Genomic DNA, 17,442 nt, shown 5'->3' with positions numbered 1-17,442 from the left:
GTATAATCTCTGCCAACTTATCTTTCCCCCGGTTACACCGTGGGCAGGAATTAGCACCTTTTTCCTGATCGTAATCAGGAAAGGTTGCTAAGGCATCGCAGGGCCAAGTCCCTCCGCCTTTCTGGATAAGTGATGTGTAAGAACTGGCGCAAAGGTAATATCACTTTTATCAAAATTCCAAATTGCTGTTACAATTTATTTATTAAATGATGATTTATTACCTTTGAATGATATTATTTTATACCCCAATCCTGTTTGTTTATGTTTGTTAATCCCCCGCTCTCAGAAGAGCTATTCCAGCATATCTGGGCCTTCCGGCTATTCCGCCAGGATCATTTGACAACTATTACCGGTGAGCCGGTGGAAATATTACATCCCGGTGTACTCAATCATCATGGAGGACCTGATTTTTCTGCTGCCCGTATCAGGATCGGAACCGCTCTGTGGATAGGGCAGGTAGAGCTGCACCTGCGCACGTCGGACTGGTTCCGGCATGGGCACCAGCACAATCCGCAATATGGGCGGATCATACTTCATGTGGTATTTATACATGATATGCCTGGTAAGGGCATCCCGGGCGTGCCTTGCCTGGAGCTACAGGAGCGTATTTCCAAGCTGTTGCTGCAACGCTATGAAGCGTTGCGGAGCCTGGCGCCTTTTGTGCCCTGTGCCGCCCAGGCCGCACAGGTGCCATCGCTTACCTGGATCAGCTGGAAAGAACGGCTGTTAGCGGAACGCTGGGAGCGAAAGATCAGTAGTTTGCAATCCTGGTTACTGGCCACACATGGCAACTGGGAGGAAGTGTGTTACTGGGCTATTGCCCAGAGCTATGGTATCCCGGTAAATGCAGCGCCATTTCTGCAGGTGGCCCAATCCCTTCCTTACAGGACGCTGATGCGGCACCGGCACCAGCTGATACAGCTGGAAGCCTTTCTTTTCGGCCAGGCGGGTATGCTGGAGGCGGCCCACACCGATGCTTACGCATTGCAGCTACAGGATATTTTTACGCACCTGCGGCATAAGTACCGGCTCCAGCCCATGGCAGCGCATCAGTGGAATTGGCTGCGCATGCGCCCTGCCGCCTTTCCTACAGTGAGACTCGCTACATTGGCTGCCTTGCTGGGAAAGACTACCCACATTTTTTCCCAGGTACTGGAAGCGAAAGATATGACAGCGCTGGAGCAGCTTTTTTTCGTACAGCCGTCTGCGTACTGGCGCACGCATTACCGCTTCGGACAGCCGGTAACGCAAGCCCAATGCCCCGGCCGGCAGGCGGTGCATACCATTCTTATCAACACGGTATTGCCGCTCCTGTTTTTTTACGGACAACAAAAACAGCAGAAATACTACCAGGAAAAAGCGCTTCATCTGCTACAGCAGCTGCCGCCGGAGAAAAATAATATCACCCATCAGTGGGCATTGCTGGGGGTAAAGCAGGAGAATGCCCTGGAGTCGCAGGCCTTGCTGCAGTTAAAGCAATACTATTGTAATGAGAAGAAATGCCTGTATTGCGCTATAGGAGCGAAGATCATCAAAGGAGTGTAAGGCATAAAACAGGAGGCACGCACGTGCCTCCTGTTTTATGTTTACCAGTTAAATGTCACATCCTGCACTAAATCCGGGTGCAGACTTTTAGCCACCGGGCAGGTAAGCGCGGCTCTTTCGAGGATGGTTCTTTCTTTTTCACCCAGGTTGTGACCGGCAGGTAAATCCATCACGATCGTAACGCCGATAATGCGACGGGGATCGGACCCCATGATTTTTTGTACACTTACCCTGGTACCTTCAATATTCCATCCATTGTCCATAGCCTTGATGCCCATGATGCTGAGCATGCAGGAGCCCAGAGAGGAGGCTACCAGGTCGGTAGGGGAAAAGCGCTCTCCCTTTCCACGATTGTCCACAGGAGCATCTGTTTCGATCACCGTGCCGGATTGCAGGTGGGTAGAAGTCGTACGTAATTCGCCGTTATAAATAATTGCTGCTGTTTGCATAGTGCTTGCTGTTTTTATGATCAGACAGTAAAATTAAATGTATTTTTAGTATAAGTGTAATATGGTAGGCGACGGCGCTGTTAAACTCAAAAAAAATTAGCTACGTTTGTAATATATACATAACAATACCTTTGATAAAGCGTTAATTTATATATAATAATAGCCCACTGTGAAAAAAATATACTTGATCCTGTTTTTAGCGACACTATCCGGCGGTTTATTTGCTCAAACCACGACTCCTGCTCCTGCTTCCAAAGCCCAGAAGGAGAAAGAGAAGGAACAGCGTAAGCTGAAGAAGATTGCCATTTTCCGCGAGCAGGAAGAAGGGGAAAATGTGTTTCAGCGCGATTTTTCAGCTGGTGCCCGTTTAAATACAGATGGTTGGTCCGGTTTCGTGGAAAAAGGATATCGTAAAAGCCGGAAAAAAGTAACTTATTTCCAGCTTGAGTTTTCCGAAAAGAAAAACAACAAGGAATACAAGCAAAGTGGAGGCTATTCCTTTACACAGCGGCCTTATATATTTGGTAAACAAAACAATTTTTACCCGGTGAAGCTGGGTATAGGCCAACGCTACCTGATTGGTGGCAAAGCCAATAAAAATGGCGTGGAAGTGGATGCGATCTACTATGGTGGATTATCCCTGGGGTTGTTAAAACCTTACTATGTGAATGTACAGGATCCTGCCGGGGATAATATCGACTTAAAGTATAGCCCCGAGAATGCCAATCTTTTCCTGAATAAAGATAAGATCAATGGGGCCGCTGGTTTTGGCAAAGGGTGGGGCAATCTGAGCGTGGTGCCGGGCGCTCATGCCAAATTGGGCCTCCGGTTCGACTGGGCCCACTTTAATGAAGTGGTAAGTGCCCTGGAAATTGGGGTAAACGCTGAAATGTATACCAAAAAGATACCTATTATGGTGCCGGTGAATGGCACTGACTACAATAAACAGTTCTTTTTTAATGCATATGTGGGCATTCAATTCGGAAAACGCTGGAATAAGAGATAAGTATTAACTTTGCTTTTCTAAAGAAAGGAATAAGCGATGCAAGAACTACCCGTAATAGCCGCCGAACCGGCTACCACAAGAGTAAAGAAGCCTGACTGGCTGCGCGTTAAATTACCGATAGGCGAAACTTACAAACAGGTAAGAAACCTGGTTGATACCCATAAACTACATACCATCTGTGAAAGCGGCAACTGCCCTAATATGGGCGAGTGCTGGGGCGCCGGTACCGCTACTTTCATGATCCTCGGAAATATCTGTACCCGTAGCTGCGGTTTCTGTGCCGTAGCCACTGGCCGGCCCGAACCGGCAGATTTTGACGAGCCTCAACGGGTGGCAGAAGCTATTTACCTGATGAAGGTAAAACATGCCGTTATCACCTCGGTAGACAGGGACGAACTGAAAGATGGAGGTTCTATCATCTGGGCTAACACCATCAATGCGGTAAGAACTCTCAACCCACAAACCACCATGGAAACCCTGATCCCGGATTTTCGTGGTCAGTGGGAAAATCTCCAGCGTATCATCGATGCAGCACCTGAAATCGTGTCTCATAACCTGGAAACAGTAGAACGTTTAACCAAACAGGTAAGAATACAGGCAAAATATCACCGTAGCCTGGAAGTAATCCGCCGTTTGAAAGAAGGTGGTATGCGTACTAAGAGCGGTATTATGCTGGGATTGGGAGAAACCAAGGAAGAAGTAGTACAGGCTATGCAAGACCTGTACGACAATGGTTGTGATGTGGTAACGCTGGGGCAATACCTGCAGCCTACCCCTAAACACCTGCCGGTAGTACGTTTCGTACATCCCGATGAATTTGCGGAACTGAGAGAGATTGGCTACAACATGGGCCTCGACTACGTAGAGTCAGGACCGTTAGTAAGATCGTCCTATCATGCAGAGAAACATATTTTCAGCGGTCGGAATAAAGGATAACCGGAGCTGATTCTCACCGAATTGTTAAAATCCACCCTCAGGGGTGGATTTTTGTTTGCATAAGGTTATCTTAGCGCCCGAATTTACTTTTACCTAAGCAACCATAATTGTTGTATACCTACTTCACTGTTAAACGTTGATTCAGATACCTGGAACCACACCTGAAAACCGTGCTGCCTAGTTTCAGATAGTATCGAATAAGCAACTCTCATATCAACCTGCCTGTTGGCTGTAATAACTACAGCATAGACATGTTTTTGCGACTAATATTAATGTTACATGGACGGAAAAGTCTCTGCAACAACCAGGGGAACAATGCTACAATGTCATAAAAATCTGACTCGTTTTTATGCGGGTATTATTCCCTTTCGATTGGTACAATGATGAACTGAATGTCAAAAGCCTTTTATGAAAAGAGCATTTTATTTGTTAGCTGTAACGTGTGGGGTGTTTATCTCCCCACGGGTATTTGCACAGCAACCTGCCGATTCCCTTTTAACCAGCGCCACGCTACAGGAATGTATCCGGTATGCGATTGCACACCAGCCGGTCATACGTCAGTCGCTGCTGGATGAAGCCATTACCGATAGAACGGTGAAAAGTAAGCTGGCCGATTGGTATCCCCAGATCAACCTGGATTATAATATCCAGCATTACATGGAATTGCCCACTTCCATTTTCGGTGGCAATCCTACGAAAGTGGGTGTGGCCAATACTTCGACGGCGCAGTTTGGGTTGAATCAGAATATTTTTACCCGCGACCTGTTACTGGCCACCAACACGGCAAAGGAAGTACGGAAACAAAGCCGGCAAACCACCATGCGCAACCAGATAGACCTGGTAGCCGATGTGAGCAAAGCATACTATGATGTATTGCTGACAGCAGAGCAGATTAAAGTACTTAATGAAGATATCACCCGGCTGGAACGTAGTCTGAAAGATGCGAATAACCAATATGCCAGTGGGGTGGTAGATAAAATAGATGCCAAGCGGGCCACTATTTCGCTGAACAATGCGAAAGCCCAGCAAAAGTCGGCCAGGGAACTGCTCGTCGCCAAGCAGGCCTACCTGAAGCAATTAATGGGATATCCTGCCAGCAGTGGTGATGTTCCGCTGGTACAGGATTCCTCCTCGCTGGCGGCACAGGTAACAGGGGAAGATACCCTGTTGGTGGCCGATTATAAGAACCGTATTGAATACCAGTTGCTCGAAACCCAACAAAGTCTGCAACAGGCCAACGTGAAATACAATAAATGGAGTTACCTGCCTACCGTATCGGCCTTTGTGAACTATGCATTTGCCTACCAGAGCGCCGATTTCGGAAAACTATACAGTAACGATTATCCTAACTCGTTGCTGGGATTGAAACTATCGTTGCCTATTTTCCAGGGAGGAAAACGGGTACATAATATCCGCATGGCGGAAATGCAGTTGCAGCGTACCCAATGGGACTTTGCGGCATTAAGAAGCCAGATCAACTCGCAATATGCACAGGCTATGGCTACTTACAGGAGTAACTATAACGACTACCTGACGTTGAAAGAAAATGTGCAGATGGCAAAAGATGTATATGACATGTTGCAGTTGCAATATAAAGAAGGGATCAAAACCTATCTCGATGTGCTGATTTCGGAAACGGATCTGCGTACAGCACAGCTCAATTTTTATAATTCTATGTACCAGGTGCTGTCCAGCCGGATAGATCTGCAAAAAGCATTAGGAACCTTAACAGCTAATTATTAAAATGGTAACCGGAACGGATATGAAAAAAATGAACAACATCGTCTTAATCAGTGCTGCCACTATGCTGGGCTTTGCGGCTTGTAAAGGCCCTGGTCAGAAAGGCGCACCTGTTATTCCCCCTACACCGGTAAACGTTATCGCCGCTACAGAGGCGCCGGCCGTTTATTATGATAAATATCCCGCCACCGTGGTAGCGTTGAACCAGGTAGAACTGCGTTCCCAGGTATCAGGTTTTATTACGGGTATCTTTTTTAAAGAAGGAGAAATTGTGCAGAAGGGGAAGGTCTTGTATGAGATAGACCGCCGTAAATATGAGGCCGCCTATCTGCAGGCACAGGCTAATGTAGCCAGTGCCCGTGCGAGCTTTGAGAGGGCAAAGAAAGATGATGACCGTTACCAGCGCCTGGCCGACCAGGACGCAGTAGCCCGCCAGATTGTGGATAATGCCAAAGCTACCCTGGAAACTTCCCGTAGCCAGCTGGCAGCCACAGAAGCGAATCTCGCTGCGGTGCGTACAGATCTTGATTACTCACTCATCAAAGCGCCGTTTACCGGACGCATTGGTATTTCCCAGGTGAAACTGGGCGCCCAGGTGAGCCCTGGCAGTACCCTGTTGAACTCCATCTCCAGTGAAAATCCCATTGCAGTAGATTTTGTGGTGAACGAAAATGATATTGCCCGCTTTGCAGCGCTGCAGGGAAATGCCGCTACCAGCGATTCTACTTTCCGCTTACAGCTGTCTAACGGTACCGGATATACGCATGGTGGTAAGATACTGGCTATTGACCGCGGGGTGGATAACCAAACTGGTACTATCCGCATACGTATTGAATTCAATAACCCCGATGATCAGCTGAAAGATGGTATGAGCTGCGTACTCCGCGTACTCAATGATCAGTCGGGCCACCGGCTCTTGATCCCATACAAAGCGATCACAGAGCAGATGGGTGAATATTTCGTATTTGTGGCTGGCGACAGCACGGCTACGCAAAAGAAAGTACACCTGGGCCCCAGGATCGGCGATAAAATAGTAATCATGGACGGTATACAGTCCGGTGAGAAAGTGATAGTAGAAGGCTTCCAGCGTTTGCGCGATGGCGGCAAGATACAGATAGGAATACCTGCAGCACCACAAGACGCTGCAGCGAAGAAATAGTTTATCAGTAGAATCAACAGCGAAGATCATGATTGCAGATACTTTTATAAAACGACCCGTAACAGCGATAGTGATTTCTATCGTGCTGGTATTGGTGGGGATATTGGCGATGATGAACCTGGCCATTGGCCAGTACCCGGAAATTTCACCCCCCACTGTACAGGTAACGGGTACCTACACCGGTGCAGATGCACAAACGGTAGAACAAACCGTGGCAACGCCGGTAGAAGTGCAGGTGAATGGTACGCCGGGTATGACGTACATCAATACCAACAATACCAGTAGCGGACAAATGAGTATGACGGTTAACTTTGAAGTAGGTACCGATATCAACATTGCCGCACTGGACGTACAAAACCGTGTAGGAATTGCACAGCCCACCCTGCCACAGGAAGTGCAGCGTTTAGGCTTAACCGTTAGGAAGCGTAACCCGAGCATCCTGATGCTCGTAGCCCTGTATTCTCCCAAAGGCACACATGATATTACCTTCCTCGACAACTACACCAACGTATATGTAAAAGATGCGTTGCTGAGAGCAAAAGGAGTAGGGGATATCTTTACCCGTGCAGATGATTTCAGTATGCGTATATGGCTGAAGCCTGATAAGCTGGCGGAAATGGGCGTTACTGCCGATGATATCCGTGCAGCCCTCGCAGAGCAGAATGCGCAGATCACCGCAGGTTCCGTGGGAGCGCCGCCGCAGCAAACCGGTCAAACCTTTGAATACAACATCTTCACCAAAGGGCGTTTATCCACACCGGAAGAATTTGGTAACGTGGTCGTGAAAACCCGTCCCGCCGATGGAACGCTGGTATACCTGAAAGATGTAGCCCGCGTGCAGCTGGGTAAATTTAACTATGCCGGTAATAACTTCGTGGATGGAAAACGTGCAGCCTACCTGCTCGTTTACCAGGCCCCTGGCAGCAACGCCATTGAAACGGCAAAGAACGTGACTGCCGCCATGGAGGAACTGAAAAAGCAATTCCCCTCTGACGTGGAATACGTAGTGCCATTTGAATCTGTGTCTGTCGTAAAAGTGTCTATCGAAGAGGTATTGCATACCCTGGTAGAAGCACTGATACTGGTGGTGATCGTGGTATTCCTGTTCCTGCAAAGCTGGCGCGCAACACTGATACCGGTATTGGCCATCCCGGTATCCATTATTGCCACCTTCATCTTTTTCATACCACTTGGATTTACGATCAATACCTTAACGCTGTTCGGTTTCGTGCTGGCTATCGGTATTGTGGTGGATGACGCCATTGTGGTGGTGGAAGCGGTACAGCATAATATTGATCATGAGAAAATGACGCCACGGGATGCTACCGCGCAGGCCATGAAAGAAATTTCAGGCCCCGTAATCGCCATTGCCTTGATCCTGGCGGCAGTATTCGTTCCCGTAGGATTTATACCAGGTATCGTAGGGCGCTTATACCAGCAGTTTGCTATCACCATTGCCATCTCTGTAATGATCTCCGCATTTGTGGCGTTGTCATTAACACCGGCATTGTGTATCCTGTTGCTGAGACCTATGCACCTGGATAAGGATTCCAAAGGGCTGAATAAATTCTTCTACAAGTTCAACCGCTGGTTCGGGCACACTACTTCCCGTTATTCCATGGGGGTTAAAAAGAGTATCCGTTATTTCCGGTTTGTAGTGGTGATCCTCATCTGCATATTTGTAGGTACCATGATGTTGTTTAAGAGCAAGCCTACCGGGTTTATTCCTACAGAAGATGACGGACGTATTTATATCACATTCGACCTTCCTGAATCTTCTTCTACAGAACGTACCCTGGCGGTGATGCAGCAGATGATGAAAGACCTGGATCATACAGAAGGTATTGCGCACTATGCGGCGCTGGGAGGTTTGAACGTAGTAAACTTTGCTACCAAATCCAACAGTGCTACCATCTTCTGCCAGCTGAAGCCATGGGATCAGCGTAAGCCGGATTCCCTGCAGGTGTTTGGCCTGGTAGCTGCGTTGCAGAAGAAATTGTCGAAATATAAGGAAGCCAATGTGGTGGTGATTCCGCCACCGGCTATACCAGGGTTGGGTTCTACCGCTGGTTTCTCGTTTGTACTCGAACAGCGGGGAAGCGGTGAGGTAAAAGCGTTTGAAGGAGTGCTGCAGAAGTTCCTGGCGGCGGCAAACAGTCGCCCTGAAATAGCCAAGGCATTTTCCTTCTTTACGGCCCGTACACCCGGCTACCAGCTCGATATTGACCGTGAAAAGGCCAAGAAAATGGGCGTGAAGATATCGGATATTGCATCTGCCCTGCAAACGTATATGGGTAGTGCCTATATCAACGACTTTACTATTTATGGGCGTAACTTCCGTGTGGTAGCACAGGCGGATTCTACTTACCGGGGGGATATTAAAAACCTGAACCAGTTATTTGTGCGCAATGCGGCGGGTTCTATGGTGCCTTTGAGTGCATTGACCACTTATAAAGTGATAGAAAGTGCCCCGGTGATTTCGCACTATAACCTGTTCCGTTCTGCGGAAATCAACGGTAACCCTGCGCCGGGATATAGTTCCGGAGATGCGATCAGTGCATTGAAGGAAGTGGCGGCGCAGACATTACCGGATGGATATGGATATGAGTTCTCCGGTTTGAGCCGTGAGGAGTTGTTGTCGGGTTCCAAAACCGTTTACATCTTTGCCTTGTCAATCATCTTTGTATTCCTGTTCCTGGCCGCTTTGTACGAAAGCTGGTCGGTACCCTTCTCGGTACTGCTGGCCGTGCCTATTGGCGCCTTTGGGGCCATTACGGTGCTTACCTTCCTGCCTAAGCTGAGTAACAACGTATACGCGCAGATTGGTTTGATTACCTTGATCGGTTTGTCGGCCAAGAATGCGATCCTGATCGTGGAGTTTGCGAAAGAGCGTGTAGACAGGGGCATGGATCTGATAACCGCGGCTGTAGAAGCAGCCAAACTGCGTTTACGTCCTATTATCATGACGTCTATGGCATTCCTGTTGGGTATCCTGCCACTGGTATTTTCTTCCGGTGCGGGTGCGGAAGCCCGTAAAACCATGGGATGGACGGTGTTGGGGGGTATGTTTACTGCCACCTTCCTGGCTATTTTCATCGTACCGGTGCTGTTTGTAGTGATTACGCGACTGGCATATGGTAAAGAGAAATTACAAAAGATGAAGGAAAGCTACCAATCTGTACCGGAGCATGATGTACAGGGAAAAATTTAATAGTATTAGGGTTTATAATTACAAGGGGGCGTTGCGAAAGCAGCGCCTTCTTTGTTTTTATTCTGGAAGTATGCGGTTGCCATCTTTATCGAAGTGGCGGGTGAGCTCCCATTCTGTATCGCCCACCATATACATGGCGCCAGCTACTACAGCGCCGATGGTGATGTACAGGAACCAGTCGGATTGCCGGTCGAACAGCAGGGCACAGGCAATGCCTGTCAATATCAATATCACGCCTATACGACGGGAAATATAGGCCGCGTATTCGTTGGCAGCGCGCCACATTTCAGGTGTTTTGGTAGATAGGAAACTGCGGTAGCCGTACCATGATTTGGTGCTTTTGGGTGGGTAACGGTGAATAAAGAAGCCCATGAGAAAGAATATTGCACCCGCAAAGATGGCAGCGTTACACCAGGTGGAATGGAGGAAAGGTAACAACATGGTCCGGGGTTTTGGTTACCATAAGTTACGGAAAAAATGTGAATATAAGTTCCGCCCCACCACAGGTGGGGCGGAACTTATATCTTTAGTGTTTGGTTGTATCGGCGGTATTGTTTTTCTTCTTAAACAGGTTGTTTAAGGTATTCTTCACTGATTCGCCGGCTTGTTTACCCACATTTTCCAGTGGTTTGCCGTTATGTGCAGAATCTTTTTTACCGCTGAGTTGATTTTTTAACTCGTCTTTCAGGGTATTGACAGCGGTATTTTTAATCTGGTTCAGGCTGTCTTTTACCGTGTTTTTCACCGTATCTATTTTATTTTTTACCAGCTCAGCTGCCTGGTTTTTCAAGCTGTTGGCCGATTCGCGCAAGTCGGTTTTTACGCTGGGCTTTAAGATATTACCACCCATTAGCACCTGCAGGTGAACGCTGTCGCCGATATTGACAGGAATACCCTTGCTTTGCGCCTGCGATGCCAGGTTGTTGATCAGGTTATTACCAGCAGCGCCCATCAGGCTGCGTGGGAGGGCCAGTTGCAGGGTATAGTCGAGCGACTGGTCAAATCCATGTGAACCGGCAATATCCATACGCACGCCGTTGACTACTACCTTAAATGGATTCACTTTCACACGACCGTTTTCAAAAGCGAAATAGTTTTTGATATCACGGAGTGACAGGTCTTTCAGCTGGGCCACATTCAGGGTGTTGGCCAGCTGGTCTACCGGGGCAAACTGTTTCAGGAATCCCTGGATCAGCAGCAGGTTACCATCTCCGGTAAGAGTATTCAGATCGGGCGACATATCCTTGCCCAGTTTACCATGCATAGTGAGCTGGGAGGTAATTTTACCGGAGAGGAATTTACCGATAGGCATTAACTTTTGTACGGTATTGAAGGTATTGAACGTTTGTTGTACGTCGAGGTTCTGTACATTGTACGCCAGGTTAATGTCCGGGTTGGTTTTGCTGGCTTTGGTGCTGTAGCTGCCATTAATTTCCATCGTACCCTGCAGGGCATTGGCTTTGAGCTGCTGCATGGTTACCGTTTCATCTTTTACCAGCAGGTTACCGGATACGTTAGTGAGATCGGCTTTATCGTAGTGGATTTTATTAACGGTCGTTTGCAGGCCGATGTTCAGGTTGGCCGGCACGGCAAAAGGCATAGCAGCAGCACTGTCTTTTTTAGCGGTTTCCTTGCTGGCGGCAGGCGTGGAGCTAGTGGTTCCCATCCATTTATCCAGGTTGATTTCATCGGCTTTGAAATTCAGCTGTCCATCCAGGGGAGCGTTTTTCAGCGTATAGGCGAGCAGGTTATTGACTGCACCATTAGCTTCGAAATTAGTACCCAGGTATTGTCCGTTCAGTTCTTTTACTGTTACATTTTTCGGGTTGAACTGGAGGAAGAGGTTATTCACTTTTACGCCATCGGGATAATCTTTGCTTTTATAGAGCATATTGCTCAATTGCAGGGTGCCGGCGGCATAGAAGCGGTCGTACTGTTGCTTTTCGATGGCGCTCATATTGCCTTTGGCGCTGATATCGGCATCCAGCAGGCCGGTTAAGTTGGTTCCTGCCTCCAGTTTCACGAACTGGCTGATTTTGGAAAGATCCAGTTTGCCTTTGGCCGCAGCATCTACGTACAGGTCGGATACCGGTGTTTTAACCAGCATGCGCAGGTCCAGTGGCGTATTATCCATTTCCAGGTGGCCGGTAGGCATATCTACTACGGTGTGATCGGGTACGCCATCCGGGTTGCTGATTTTCATGGCTATCTGTATATTCTTCACTGGCTTAGGCAGATCGGGATATTGGAAGAAGCCATCTTTTACGTTCAGGTCCAGTCCAAATGACGGCATTTGCGTAGGGGAATAGTTACCCTTTACGAAACCGGCAAAAGCGGCGGTACCGCTGGTTTTTATCTTATCGAAATCCGTTTTATATACTGCAGGCACCAGCGACAGGAGGTCTTTAAAGTTAGTCGAAGGCGCTTTAAAGCCCATATCCATACCGTAGGTAGAGTCATTTACCAGCCTGAAAAGGCCTTGCAGGGTCAGTTCCAGGTTGTTGAGCGAAGCTTTACCATCTTTCAGGGTATAGGTACTGGTTTTGTTATCGATCTGGATGCCTGCATCCAGCTTTGTTTTTACCTGCGATAAATAGGGGATGAGGCCATAGCGGAAGGTAATGCCATCGGCTACCGTACTGGTTTGCAGGAGGAATTGGTCCTGGGTAAAGTCGCCCTGACCCTGGTGGGTAAGGCCGGTAACCAGTAAGGCCATATTACCCTGGCGGTCTTCATAGCTGATCCAGGCATCTTCGATTTTATACTGTTGCAGGCTGAGGGCAAATTTGCTTTGGGTAGTATCTGCCGGATGCGCAGCCGCCGTATCGGGTTTCATGATATTCCAGTTGGCGGCGCCATCTTTATTCACAATGGCGTGTATGCGTGGTTGTGAGAGGGCGATATTATAGATATCCATCTTACCGCCATTGATAACACTCATCAGGTTGAGCGCCACATCGATTTGTTTGGCGGCCAGCAGGGTATCTGAAGAAAACTCTCCGGTACCTACTACCTGGAGGTTTTCGAGTCCTACCGACAAACGGGGAAAATGACGGAATAAGCTGATATCCACGTCTTTAAAATCCACCTTGGCAATGAGCCGGTTATTCAGCTCTGTTTTTACAATGGCGATAATTTTGTCTTTGAAGAAATAGGGAATGGCGAAAGCGGCCACTATCAAGACCAGTACTGTGATGCCCACAATTTTCAGGATCTTCTTGAGCATAGGTTAATTTTTGTTTTGGAGGTGAAGATAAGCATAATGTGGAAAGCAAGAAATAGGGGTGTAAATAGCATCTCTGGGCTATTTTGTACTTTTGTGCCATAATAGCAGCATATGACACCAGAAAGAAGGGAAAGGATACTGTCGGTTTTAAACAGGCGACAGGCAAATTTAACAGTCGTGTTGGAGGATGTACAGGATCCTCATAATGTGTCTGCCGTGATGCGTACCTGCGATGCCGTGGGCATACAGGACGTTTATATTATCACTTCCCGGGAGCCCCGCAGGAAGAACTGGGGACATCGGAGCAGCAGCAGCGCCAAGCAGTGGCTCACCATCCATGATTTTGATAATGCGGCCGAGTGCTTTGCTGCATTACGCCGTCAATACGATAAAATATTAACCACCCATCTGGCTGCCGATGCAAAGAGTCTTTATGACATCGATTTTACCGGCTCTATAGCCCTGGTTTTTGGGAATGAACAAAATGGGGTCAGCGAGGAAGTCCGTGCGCTGGCCGATGGCAATTTCATTATTCCTCAAATGGGTATTATCCGTTCGTTAAATATTTCCGTTGCGTGTGCTGTGAGTATTTATGAAGCCATGCGTCAGAAAACAGTGGCGGGGCATTATCAGCGGCAGGGATTGCCGGATGCACAGTACAATAGTTTGCTGGAGGAGTGGGGGTTTAGAGGAGAGGATATGCCTGAGGACGCGCGGTGATTTTCTATTAGGTTATTTCCAGGAAAGAGCATAGAGGCAGAGATTTTTATTGTCTGACATAGGGCATCTTTTGCATTAGCCGGAAGGTGCCCGTTACCGTAAATTAATTATTATTAATATGCGGTATTTTATCCAAAATTCATTATTTTAGGTCAATCTTATATTATAACCCGTCATGAAATATGCCTTGGTAGAGGTGTTTTATGATTGATATCATGTTTGTTTAATTCTAAATTCCTTTGCTATGATCTACTTCAATTTGTCAGGGAGTATAACGTTGATAAGACCACGAACAGCTGCCCTCATTAGTCAAAACAAGTGAATAATTTTTTGTTGAATCTATAACGTGGCCATTTAAATTTTTTTAAATTAGTTGTACCGCGGAGAGGATCTAAATATCGCTGATTGCTTCTCTTGATGCACCTATATCTGTGATTTCTGTAAATACCTTATGGTAACATTACTGTACACATTAGACTAAGAAAACCACTACTTATGAAATATACCCTAAGCATTATTTTGCTGTTGTTAACCACTGCTGCTACTGCACAAGTTGCGGGGCAACTACCAACGATTGTTCCGCCTTCACCGCAAAGCCGTGCATTTCAGATCTATGGAGAGGTACCGGTTGCCTATAATACCGGGATCCCTGATATCTCTATTCCTTTGTATACCGTAAAGTCGGGTGATATAGAAGTACCGATTGTATTGAGGTATTATGCCGTGGGTATAAAGCCCCGGGAATTGAATCAAACTAATATTGGCGCGGGTTGGACCCTTGATGTAGGTGGACTTGTTTCCCGTAGTATAGAGGGTCGTGCAGATGAATTATATCCCAAGCCTAATCCAATGAAAACTGCCGACCAGATCGATCAGGATAATTATGACGATATACTTTATCTTAATGATATTCTTTCTAACAGGAAGAAAGATGCTCAATATGATAAGTTTAGTTATTCTGTAGGAAATAAACATGGTAATTTTTCGATACAAGATGATGGCACTGGTCAGTTCAAGGCATATACCTATCCTTTTGTACCATATGATATTCAGGTCCAGACGGGATCTCCAACAGATCCTATGTATTACCGCAAGATAACAGGTATCGATATCACAGATGATGACGGGAAGCGGTATAAGTTTGGCTATTCCAATATAGAGAAGGCTATCACTGATGCCGATCAGGCACCCACCGGATGGTACCTGGAACAAATTTCTGATGTTTCCGGCGCTAACACGATTTCTTTCGCTTATGATGATATACCCGCTTTTCAATTTGTAAATGTTCAGGGAACGGTTCAGATAAGAAGTAATGATTTGCCGGGAGATAATGGAGTTCCCGTTGGCAGCATGTGTAACGGAGGTGGGAATATGTATTCCGGTTACTGTGATATACAGGGATATGGTATTAGCTATCAAACGAAGATTATCAAAAGTATCTCTTTAAAAGAAGGGACCGTCCAATTTAATTTGAATACAACGAAGAATTATATTGAAAGTATTGTTATCCGAAATGGCAAAAATGAAATAATACGCTCTATTGTATTTGACCGGGATAATTTTCCGGGGAGTACTGCCTTATATCGGCTAAAATCAGTGACAATTGCAGGCGTATCTGCAGATTTTAACGAGAAATATAATTTCAGTTACAATGAAAGTCACCCAGTAGCAGATAATCGCTGCCTGATTGATCAATGGGGTTTTTGCCGGGGGGAATCTGATAATACGGCTGTTTGTGTACGGAGGAATATTGATATCATACAAAGTGCTACAGGTAACTATCCGCCATCACGACAAACCATCACAGTAGGAGATGTAGATTTTTCTCCTAATGAAGGTTATATGAAAAGATATATTCTTGAAAAGATCACTTATCCAACAGGGGGTACTACCGAATTTACTTACGAAGCCAATCAGTATGACATAGGAGGGGGGGCAGGTACTGGCTTAGGAGGAGGTTTGCGGATCAAACAGATTTTGTCTAAAGATAACTTCGGTGGTACTACTTCGAAAAGCTACGAATACAAACCAGGCTACCTGGAACATAATATGGATAATGAGACGAATTTTAGTACCTGCACCTTTGTAGTGGCACCTGGTTGTATTGCCAGTGATGGATTTACAACATTATATTATGTTTACAGAAACAGGGTGCTTTCAAATGGATGGAGCGGATTGTTGGGCAGCAACAATGTCCGATACACGAATATAACAGAGTATCTGGGTGATGCCACTGGCAATAGCGGGAAAAATGTGTATACCTATTCTTATGATAATACCAGCAATTTTTCCCCCACCCGTATTGGTGGAGGCGCAAAGGGGCAGTATGTTCCCAGCTATTATTGCAGAGATTATAGAAACTGGGCTAATGGATTATTGAGAAAAAAGGAGGCTTTTATAAATGCAGGAAATAATGGTTACCAGTTGGCCGAAGACATCTCCTATAATTATGCCTATATCGATCAAAAAACACTTTCGGGATTGTATGTATTCCAGGTGGCATCTTATTCAGGATATTTCAATTCTCCTTTGGGGGTTTATGCGGCAAGAAATGATATGGCCACGCAAAATGCTGTACCTTCCAAATCGTCGCTCTTATTTGGCTCGAGTGTTAATGATCAAACTATTATTACGGGGGTTAGCTATCTGCGATCAGAGATAAATAACAAGTATGTTGGCAGTAATGTGTTAACTACTACTACTATTTACGATCATGATAATCCTAACAATTATTATCCTACTGGAATAACAAAATACCTGAGTAATGGAGATACTGTTTATACAACGATGGCCTATGTAGATGATTTTGCAACCACGGCTCCTTATAGTACCATGAAATCCCGGAATATTTTAAGCCCGGTGATAGAGTCAAAGGCATATGTAAAGCCGTTGACAGCTTCCCCCAGATTGGTTAAAACAGAACGAACCAACATGAAAGCATGGCCGGAAGGCGTTTTTAAGCCAGTTAATATGCAATTATCAATACGGTCGAATCCATTGGAAAATAGGCTGGAATTTGATCAGTATGACTCTTCAGGCAATATCCTGCAGATGAAACAAGCCAATAATGTTAATGAATGTTATTTGTACGGATATAAAAACCAGTACCCCGTTGCCAGGATAATTGGCAGTGACATTGCTACCGTGAAAAGTTATATTAATTCCGTTATCCTTAATGATCCACAGAGTGATCAGCAATTGAGAGATGAGTTAAATAAACTGCGCACTGCATTACCTGCTGCCCGTATCAGTACATATACCTATAAAGTTCTGGTTGGTGTGACTTCCGAAACAGACCCCTCTGGAAAAACAAATTATTATGAGTATGATTCTTTCGGAAGATTGAAGGTGGTTAAAGACAATGATGGTAAGATATTGAAGCAGTACGATTATAAATACAAAAGCTCCCCTAATCAATAGTGTTGTTAACTTATTAAATCAAAAATTATG

At 46.2% G+C, this 17,442-nt stretch carries 11 protein-coding genes and 1 riboswitch; of the genes, 8 read left to right on the top strand and 3 right to left on the bottom strand.

Features of this window, described 5'->3' with window-relative positions:
• Window positions 1–14: 14 nt before the first annotated feature.
• Window positions 15–132: riboswitch (SAM riboswitch) on the bottom strand.
• A gap of 129 nt (window positions 133–261) precedes the next feature.
• A complete protein-coding gene (locus HGH91_RS15195; protein ID WP_168739523.1) occupies window positions 262–1,545 on the top strand; it encodes a DUF2851 family protein in 1,284 nt (427 codons plus the stop codon).
• A 41-nt stretch (window positions 1,546–1,586) separates the two neighbouring features.
• Here HGH91_RS15195 and HGH91_RS15190 read toward each other — a convergent pair whose 3' ends face one another.
• Window positions 1,587–1,994 carry an OsmC family protein gene (locus tag HGH91_RS15190; RefSeq protein WP_168739521.1) on the bottom strand — a complete coding sequence of 136 codons (408 nt, stop codon included), beginning with the start codon at window positions 1,992–1,994 and terminating at the stop codon, window positions 1,587–1,589.
• A 169-nt stretch (window positions 1,995–2,163) separates the two neighbouring features.
• Here HGH91_RS15190 and HGH91_RS15185 point away from each other — a divergent pair, with 169 nt between their 5' ends.
• The 5 genes from HGH91_RS15185 to HGH91_RS15165 all read left to right on the top strand — a co-directional run bounded on the left by HGH91_RS15185 (window position 2,164) and on the right by HGH91_RS15165 (window position 10,046).
• Window positions 2,164–3,000 (top strand): hypothetical protein, encoded by an 837-nt coding sequence (locus tag HGH91_RS15185; RefSeq protein ID WP_168739519.1) that lies wholly within the window; start codon window positions 2,164–2,166, stop codon window positions 2,998–3,000.
• 36 nt (window positions 3,001–3,036) lie between these two features.
• Window positions 3,037–3,936 (top strand): lipoyl synthase, encoded by a 900-nt coding sequence (gene lipA, locus HGH91_RS15180; RefSeq protein ID WP_168739517.1) that lies wholly within the window; start codon window positions 3,037–3,039, stop codon window positions 3,934–3,936.
• Between the two features lie 408 nt (window positions 3,937–4,344).
• Complete coding sequence (locus HGH91_RS15175) at window positions 4,345–5,679, top strand: TolC family protein (RefSeq protein ID WP_168739515.1); 1,335 nt, start codon at window positions 4,345–4,347, stop codon at window positions 5,677–5,679.
• A gap of 19 nt (window positions 5,680–5,698) precedes the next feature.
• Window positions 5,699–6,835, top strand: a complete 1,137-nt coding sequence (locus HGH91_RS15170) for an efflux RND transporter periplasmic adaptor subunit (protein ID WP_168739513.1) — start codon at window positions 5,699–5,701, stop codon at window positions 6,833–6,835.
• Between the two features lie 28 nt (window positions 6,836–6,863).
• Window positions 6,864–10,046, top strand: a complete 3,183-nt coding sequence (locus HGH91_RS15165; protein ID WP_168739511.1) for an efflux RND transporter permease subunit — start codon at window positions 6,864–6,866, stop codon at window positions 10,044–10,046.
• Between the two features lie 57 nt (window positions 10,047–10,103).
• On the opposite strand, the gene HGH91_RS15160 is transcribed toward HGH91_RS15165, so the two are convergent.
• Window positions 10,104–10,487 (bottom strand): SdpI family protein, encoded by a 384-nt coding sequence (locus HGH91_RS15160; protein WP_168739509.1) that lies wholly within the window; start codon window positions 10,485–10,487, stop codon window positions 10,104–10,106.
• An 85-nt stretch (window positions 10,488–10,572) separates the two neighbouring features.
• Entirely contained in the window at window positions 10,573–13,272 is a 2,700-nt protein-coding gene (locus tag HGH91_RS15155) for an AsmA-like C-terminal region-containing protein (protein WP_168739507.1), read from the bottom strand.
• 111 nt (window positions 13,273–13,383) lie between these two features.
• Between HGH91_RS15155 and HGH91_RS15150 the strand changes: the two genes are divergently transcribed.
• Together HGH91_RS15150 and HGH91_RS15145 are read left to right on the top strand one after the other, a co-directional pair.
• Window positions 13,384–13,992 carry a TrmH family RNA methyltransferase gene (locus tag HGH91_RS15150; RefSeq protein ID WP_168739506.1) on the top strand — a complete coding sequence of 203 codons (609 nt, stop codon included), beginning with the start codon at window positions 13,384–13,386 and terminating at the stop codon, window positions 13,990–13,992.
• 495 nt (window positions 13,993–14,487) lie between these two features.
• Window positions 14,488–17,412, top strand: coding sequence for an RHS repeat protein (locus HGH91_RS15145; RefSeq protein ID WP_168739504.1), 2,925 nt, complete (start codon window positions 14,488–14,490; stop codon window positions 17,410–17,412).
• Window positions 17,413–17,442 lie beyond the last annotated feature (30 nt).

Source organism: Chitinophaga eiseniae (assembly GCF_012641265.1).
GTDB classification, from domain to species: Bacteria; Bacteroidota; Bacteroidia; order Chitinophagales; family Chitinophagaceae; genus Chitinophaga; species Chitinophaga eiseniae_A.
Note: the sequence above shows the minus strand (reverse complement) of the source record. Positions and strands in the feature narration are given on the sequence as shown.

Coding starts and splice junctions, on each gene's coding strand:
- lipA (WP_168739517.1), top strand. CDS start 3,037: ATGCAAGAACTACCCGTAATAGCCGCCGAACCGGCTACCACAAGAGTA.
- HGH91_RS15170 (WP_168739513.1), top strand. CDS start 5,699: ATGAAAAAAATGAACAACATCGTCTTAATCAGTGCTGCCACTATGCTG.
- HGH91_RS15155 (WP_168739507.1), bottom strand. CDS start 13,272: ATGCTCAAGAAGATCCTGAAAATTGTGGGCATCACAGTACTGGTCTTG.
- HGH91_RS15160 (WP_168739509.1), bottom strand. CDS start 10,487: ATGTTGTTACCTTTCCTCCATTCCACCTGGTGTAACGCTGCCATCTTT.
- HGH91_RS15165 (WP_168739511.1), top strand. CDS start 6,864: ATGATTGCAGATACTTTTATAAAACGACCCGTAACAGCGATAGTGATT.
- HGH91_RS15145 (WP_168739504.1), top strand. CDS start 14,488: ATGAAATATACCCTAAGCATTATTTTGCTGTTGTTAACCACTGCTGCT.
- HGH91_RS15150 (WP_168739506.1), top strand. CDS start 13,384: ATGACACCAGAAAGAAGGGAAAGGATACTGTCGGTTTTAAACAGGCGA.
- HGH91_RS15195 (WP_168739523.1), top strand. CDS start 262: ATGTTTGTTAATCCCCCGCTCTCAGAAGAGCTATTCCAGCATATCTGG.
- HGH91_RS15190 (WP_168739521.1), bottom strand. CDS start 1,994: ATGCAAACAGCAGCAATTATTTATAACGGCGAATTACGTACGACTTCT.
- HGH91_RS15175 (WP_168739515.1), top strand. CDS start 4,345: ATGAAAAGAGCATTTTATTTGTTAGCTGTAACGTGTGGGGTGTTTATC.